The sequence below is a fragment of the Halomonas sp. genome (assembly GCF_041689495.1).
GTDB lineage: Bacteria > Pseudomonadota > Gammaproteobacteria > Pseudomonadales > Halomonadaceae > Halomonas.
In genome coordinates this window covers 1-6,508 of record NZ_JBDNGD010000187.1, presented here as the reverse complement: position 1 = coordinate 6,508, position 6,508 = coordinate 1, and the positions used below count along the sequence as shown (strand labels likewise).

Sequence of the window (6,508 nt, the reverse complement as noted above, 5' to 3'; positions counted from 1 at the left end):
GGTGGCTGCTTCGGCGGTGCTGTCGCTGTTGGTCAGCGGCTGGGTCACGCTGTTCGTGGCGACCTACTTTGTCATCAATATCTTCTACTCCTGGCACCTCAAGCACGTCGTGATCCTCGACGTGTTCCTGATCGCCTCCGGTTTCATGCTGCGCATCCTGGCCGGCACGGTGGGCCTGGGCATTGCGCCGTCTGCGTGGCTGCTGCTGTGCGGTATGATGGTCACGCTGTTCCTGGGCTTTACCAAGCGACGCGCCGAGCTGCTGATGCTGGAGACCACCGAAGGTGCCAACAATGGCCTGACACGGCGCGTGCTCGATGACTACAGCCCCGAGATGCTTGAGCAGTTCATCTCCATCACCGCCGCCTGTACGGTGATAGCGTATGGTCTCTATACGGTCTCCCCTGAGACGATTGCCCTGCATGGGAGTAATGGTCTGATCTACACCTTGCCTTTCGTGGTGTATGGCATCTTTCGCTACCTCTATCTGCTGCATCATCTGGCCAAGGGCAACGATACCGCCAAGGATCTGGTGCAGGATCGCCATCTGTTGGTGACGGTGGCGGCCTGGGTGATCACCACCCTGTGGGTGCTCACATGACCTCTGCAGTGAATCACCTGGAGGGGTGGCGACTGCGGGCGCTGATCCTCTCCATCGTGGTGGCGACCGCCGGCTACCTGGCGTTTTCCCTGTGGGGCGGCTGGGAGGAGGTGGTTGCCGCCTTCGTACAGATCGGCCTGGTGGGTACGCTGATCGCTCTGAGCCTGTCGCTGGTGAATTACGGGCTGCGCTTCGGGCGCTGGCAGCTCTACCTGTCGCAGCTGGGCCATGCCGTGGCCTGGCCGCCGAGCCTGCGCATCTATCTCAGTGGCTTTGCCTTGACCACCACGCCCGGCAAGGCGGGGGAAGCCTTCCGTGGTGTGCTGCTCAAGCAGCACGGCGTCCCTTTCCCAGCGACCTTCGCCGCCTTCATCAGTGAGCGGCTCTCCGATCTTGTCGCCATCGTGCTGCTCACCCTGGTGGGATTGGCCCAGTACCCCCAGGCGCGGGGCATCGTGCTCGCTGGCGTGCTGGGGATCGTGGTGGTGCTGGTCTGTCTGTCGAGTCAGACGCTGCTGGACAAGCTGCACGACTGGGCCTCGGCCCGTCAGGGCAAACTGATGGCCCTGGTCGCCCATGCCAGCGAGATGCTGGGAGGCGCGCGTCGCTGCCATCGTCCCGGCCTGCTGGGCATCGCCACCGTGATCAGCGTGGTCGCCTGGGGTGCCGAGGCACTGGCCTTTTACTGGATGCTGGGCTGGCTCGGCGCCGACATCTCGCTGTCGTTCGCCATCTTCGTCTATGCGCTGTCGATGCTGGCCGGGGCGTTGAGCTTCCTGCCGGGTGGCCTGGGCGGCGCCGAGGCGGTGATGGTCTCGCTGCTGGTCCTCAAGGGCATGACCATGCCCGCCGCCATCGCGGCGACGGTATTCATCCGCCTGGCCACGCTGTGGTTTGCCGTGGTCATCGGCCTGGCGGCCCTGATCCGCAGCCGCCACGGTGAGATGCCGTCGGAGGACGCCGCATGACCGCCCCGTGCTCCTGGAACCGTCTGCCGCGCGTGACACCCGACGCGGTCCATGCGCTCACCCAGCGCACGGCCGGTGTGCCGGACAGCCTGCCAAGGCCGCTGCTGGCCTACGGCAACGGGCGCAGCTATGGCGATGTGTGCCTGACCGAGCAGGGCACGCTGCTGCTGACCCGAGGGCTCGACCGTTTTATCGAGTTCGACCCACAGCGGGGCATCTTGCGCTGCGAGTCCGGGGTGACCCTGGCCGAGATTCTCGCCCTGGTGGTGCCCCGAGGCTGGTTCCTGCCCAGTACGCCGGGGACGCGCCTGGCCACCGTGGGCGGTGCCGTGGCCAACGACGTGCATGGCAAGAACCATCATGCCGTGGGCAGCTTCGGCCATCATGTTCGCGCTCTGGAACTGTGGCGCAGCGATGGCAGCGTCATTGAGTGCCGGCCCGAGGACGACAGCGGCTGGTTCTCGGCGACCGTCGGCGGTCTGGGGCTGACCGGGCTGATGCGCTGGGTCGAGCTTCAGCTGATGCCGATCCAGAACCCCTGGATGTGGGTCGAGTCGCAGCGCTTCACCAATCTGGACGAGTTCTGGACGCTCAATCGACGCGCCGAGGCCCGCTGGCCCTACACCGTGGCCTGGATCGACTGCCTGGCCAAGGGCAACGCCCAGGGCCGGGGCATCCTGCTCGCGGGTCAGCACGCGGCGACGCAGACGGAGCTGCCGACGTTCAAGGAAGGCGGCAAGCGCATCCCTATCGACCCGCCGTTCTCGCTGGTCAACGGCCTGAGCCTGCGCGCCTTCAATACCCTCTACTACCGGCAGCCGCTGAAGCCGCAGGGGGCATTGACCCACTATGTGCCGTACTTCTACCCGCTGGATGCCATCCAGGACTGGAATCGCATCTATGGGCGGCGTGGCTTCTACCAGTACCAGTGCGTGATCCCGCCCCGCGAGGCCGAGGCCGCCACCGCGGCGCTGCTCGATACCATCGCCAGGCGCGGGGAAGGCTCGTTTCTTGCCGTGCTCAAGACCTTCGGGGACAAGACGTCGCTGGGCATGCTGTCGTTCCCGCGCCCCGGAACCACCCTGGCTCTGGACTTCCCCAATAGGGGTGACAAGACCCTGCGCCTTCTCGAGGAGTTGGATGCCATCGTGCGTGAAGCCGGTGGCACTCTCTATCCCGGCAAGGACGCCCGTATGCCGGCGAGCCTGTTTCAGTCCGGCTATCCCCAATGGGAAGCCTTCAGCGACTACGTCGATCCTGGCTTTTCTTCCCGATTCTGGCAGCGTGTGACCTCATGAACTCCCTCAAGCGTGTGATTCTCTTCGGTGCGACCTCCGCCATTGCCGAGCAAACCGCCCGGCAGCTGGTCGCTCAAGGCGCCTCCCTCTACTGCGTGGGGCGCAACCGCGACAAGCTCATGGCCCTCATCGACGACCTGACGGTGCGGGCCAGCGACCACCAGCGCATCGACGGCAGCGTGGCCGACCTGACCGACAGCCACCAGCATGCCCACCTCATCGATGCCGCCGAGCACCTGCTGGGCGGCATCGACGGCGTACTGATCGCCCACGGCACCCTGCCGGACCAGCAGGCCTGTCAGGCGGATGTCGCCAAGACCCGCCAGGAGATCGAGACCAATGCCCTGAGCGTCATCAGCCTGCTGACCCTGCTCGCCAATCGCCTCGAGCAACAGCAGCACGGGGTGATCGCCGTGATCAGCTCGGTGGCCGGCGATCGAGGGCGGCAGAGCAACTACGTCTATGGCGCCGCCAAGGGCATGGTCACCCTCTTTCTTCAGGGCCTGCGTAATCGCCTGGCCAAGGCCAACGTGGACGTGGTGACCATCAAGCCCGGTTTCGTGGATACCCCCATGACCGCCGGCCTCGATAAGTCAGGGCCGCTGTGGGCCAAGCCCGAGCAGATTGCCAAGGGCATCATCAAGGCCATGCAGAAGGGCAAGGGCGAGGTGTACCTGCCGTGGTTCTGGTGGGGCATCATGCTGATCATCAAGCATATCCCCGAATCGATCTTCAAACGGATGTCGCTATGAGCCAGGATACCGACAGCCCGGACACTCGTCCCGTCGCATTTTTCGACTTCGACGGCACGCTGACGACCGGCGACACCCTGATGCCGTTCCTCAAGTTCGTTGTTGGCACGCCGACCTACTACGCCAAGCTGGCCTTGGTCAGCCCGGTGCTGGCCGCCTACTTCGCCAAGCTGCTGCGCAACGATATTGCCAAGCAGATCGTGCTCAAGCAGTACCTGGCCGGCTACCACATCGATGAACTCTTCGAACTGGGGAATCGCTTCAGCGAAGAAGTGATTCCCACCATGTTGCGGCCCGAGGGCATGGAGCGCCTCAGGTGGCACCAGGAACAGGGGCATGAGTGCGTGCTGGTCAGTGCCTCGATGGACGTATACCTGAACGCTTGGGCAAAGCGAGAGCTTTTCTCGGATGTGATCTGCACAGCGCTCGAAAGGGATGCCGGTGGTCATGTGTCAGGGAAATTTCGAGGTAAAAACTGTCATGGGAAGGAAAAGCTAAGACGGGTCCTTGCGTGGCGAGATGGTCGTAGTCCGGTAGAAACGTTTGCGTATGGTGATACCGCAGCGGATATTCCCTTAGTTACCTTGGTTGATAGGGGTTATCTCTGGCAAAGTAGAGACAAAAAATTTATCTCTGTTTGAGGGAAGACTGTGAAAAATATTTCAGATTATTTTACATACTTTCTAGTGGGTGCAGGGATACTTTTATCCATGGTAGGAGTTTTCTACCAATACTCCTATTGGTGGGACGAGCTGTACTCTGTTGTGGCAGCAAATCTTAGCATGGGAGATATGTTTAATGTATACATTCTCTCTGATGTTCACCCGCCATTATACCAGGTTATTCTAAATTTATGGGTTGGCCTGTTCGGTTCTGATGAGCGTGTAACTAGGTTGCTAAGTCTTGTATTTTCTATAGCTTCACTGTCTGCTATATGGTTTTGGGCTAAGAATGAGGTTGGAGGAATAAGTTTTAAAGCAACTATTATATTCTTTGCGACAAGCTCTCTATTTGCATTTTATGCTCAAGAGACAAGGTCATATTCCATGATGCTTATGCTTTCATCATTCCTGACTATCTCATACCTTAAAAGCTGGCATAAAGATAGTTTAATTAAGTTCTTTGTATTAATCTTCCTTTCCATTTCTTTAACCCTGACTCATTACTTTGGTTTTATCTATGCTGGGCTGATACTTATTTTTTCACTTTACGACGTTAGGAAAGATGTTAAAAGATCGTTAACTATTGTTTTTTCAGGAATATCTTGCCTTATATGGCCTTTTTTCCATTTCCTGAAAGGAGGAATTGGTGAAAAGACAGGGGAAAATTTTTGGATAAAGTCTGAAGGAATTCAATCAACAATTTATCAGCTTTCTTCAGGTATGACTCCCCAATTAAATTACTTGTCAAAGGCTTTCCCAGAGCCATATAAAGAGTATGTTGTTGCTTTGATTTTTGTTTCCTTGCTTGCTGCAGTGACTCTTTTTGCGAGGAAAGGAGAGGATCGAGACTTTGAAAATTCTGAAAAACTAAAAAATGTTTGGATTAGTTGCACTGCTTTGTTGGTGGCTTTTGTCATTATAATAGCGGCTATTGATTATCATTCGCCAATTTCTACCAGAAGGAATTATATTGTAGTTCTCCCTATTTTTTCTATACTTCTTGGCCTTGCGGCGCAAGGTCTAAAAATCTCTGGGTTAAGATTTGTCTTTCTTCTGATTTTTATTGGTGGCGTTGGAAACTTGGCCGCAACTTTTATTCAGGTAAAATCAAAGGTCTCTCCTATGCAAAACCATGCTGAAGCTATTGCTTTTGTGGAGAAAAATTCAAGGCCAGAAGGTAATATATATTACTTGGCGAGAAACTCCTCAATGCCGGAAATTCAGAAAATGATGGCTGAGTTTTATTTTAATAGCGGTGAGGTCGACATGAAGCCAATTTATTTTGATGGTATCTTGGGAGCAGAAGAGCCTTTTTATATCATAATGCAGCATCAGAATCATGACCTAGATGAAGTGATTGAAGACTTTGAAAGAATAGGCTTGAGCGTAGAGTATTTTGCCCCTCAGGATAACCAGAGTGTAGCTGTAATTTATAGTAAATAAACTGGTCTTTTTCTTTACACTCGGCGCCCTGGAGGGCAGGGCGCCCTATGGGGCTGGTTTTACGTAAAGAAATCGCGTTAACCATTCTACGTACAGGAAGTGAAGGGTCGAAGCGCTTTATCCTAGGCCTGTCGCCGGAAAAGCCGCGAATCTAAGTCCGCTAGCGGAGAAGCTGAAGATGCTCATCGACGCCCATTGCCATCTGGATTTCCCCGATTTCGATACCGACCGCGAGGTGGTGATCGAGCGGGCGAGGGCGGAGGGTGTACATCATTTCGTGGTGCCGGGCACGACTCGGCAACGATGGTCGAATGTGCTGGCACTCGGTGAGCGCGATGACGTCAGCGTTTGCCTGGGGCTGCATCCCTACTTCATGGATGCGCACGGCGAAGACGATCTGGATGCCCTGGCGCAGGCCCTGGACGCGCATCCAGAGGTCGTGGCGGTGGGTGAGTGCGGCATCGATGGCCGCTTCTCCGAGACCCTGGACGCCCAGTGGCGACTCTTCGATGCCCAACTGCGTCTCGCCAAGGCACTCGGACTTCCCGTGGTGATCCACTGTGTACGCGCGAATGATAAGGTCGCCAAGCGATTGCGTCAGCTCGACCCGCCGGCAGGCGGGCTGATCCATGCCTTCGCGGGCTCTCCCGAGCAGGCCAGGGCCTTCCTCGAGCTCGGCTTCACGCTCGGGCTGGGCGGAGCGGTGACCCATCAGCGGGCCAAACGGTTGCATCGTACCGTGGCGTCGTTGCCCGAGGATGGCTATGTGCTGGAAACCGACAGC

At 57.4% G+C, this 6,508-nt stretch carries 7 protein-coding genes; all 7 read left to right on the top strand.

Annotated features, from left to right (window positions below; all coding sequences use genetic code 11):
• Positions 1-601, top strand: a 601-nt coding sequence (locus ACESMD_RS06525) for a UbiA prenyltransferase family protein (RefSeq protein WP_372611453.1), incomplete at its 5' end; no start/stop codon positions are given.
• Positions 598-1,569 (top strand): YbhN family protein, encoded by a 972-nt coding sequence (locus ACESMD_RS06520; protein WP_372611451.1) that lies wholly within the window; start codon positions 598-600, stop codon positions 1,567-1,569. The genes ACESMD_RS06525 and ACESMD_RS06520, both read left to right, overlap by 4 nt.
• Positions 1,566-2,867, top strand: coding sequence for an FAD-dependent oxidoreductase (locus ACESMD_RS06515; RefSeq protein WP_372611449.1), 1,302 nt, complete (start codon positions 1,566-1,568; stop codon positions 2,865-2,867). Before ACESMD_RS06520 ends, ACESMD_RS06515 begins: the two co-directional genes overlap by 4 nt.
• Positions 2,864-3,619 carry an SDR family oxidoreductase gene (locus ACESMD_RS06510; protein WP_372611447.1) on the top strand — a complete coding sequence of 252 codons (756 nt, stop codon included), beginning with the start codon at positions 2,864-2,866 and terminating at the stop codon, positions 3,617-3,619. Before ACESMD_RS06515 ends, ACESMD_RS06510 begins: the two co-directional genes overlap by 4 nt.
• Positions 3,616-4,260, top strand: a complete 645-nt coding sequence (locus ACESMD_RS06505) for an HAD-IB family hydrolase (protein WP_372611445.1) — start codon at positions 3,616-3,618, stop codon at positions 4,258-4,260. Before ACESMD_RS06510 ends, ACESMD_RS06505 begins: the two co-directional genes overlap by 4 nt.
• Positions 4,261-4,269: 9 nt before the next feature.
• Positions 4,270-5,724 (top strand): glycosyltransferase family 39 protein, encoded by a 1,455-nt coding sequence (locus tag ACESMD_RS06500; protein WP_372611443.1) that lies wholly within the window; start codon positions 4,270-4,272, stop codon positions 5,722-5,724.
• Positions 5,725-5,902: 178 nt separating this feature from the next.
• Positions 5,903-6,508: TatD family hydrolase (locus tag ACESMD_RS06495; protein WP_372611441.1), on the top strand; the 606-nt coding region annotated here is incomplete at its 3' end.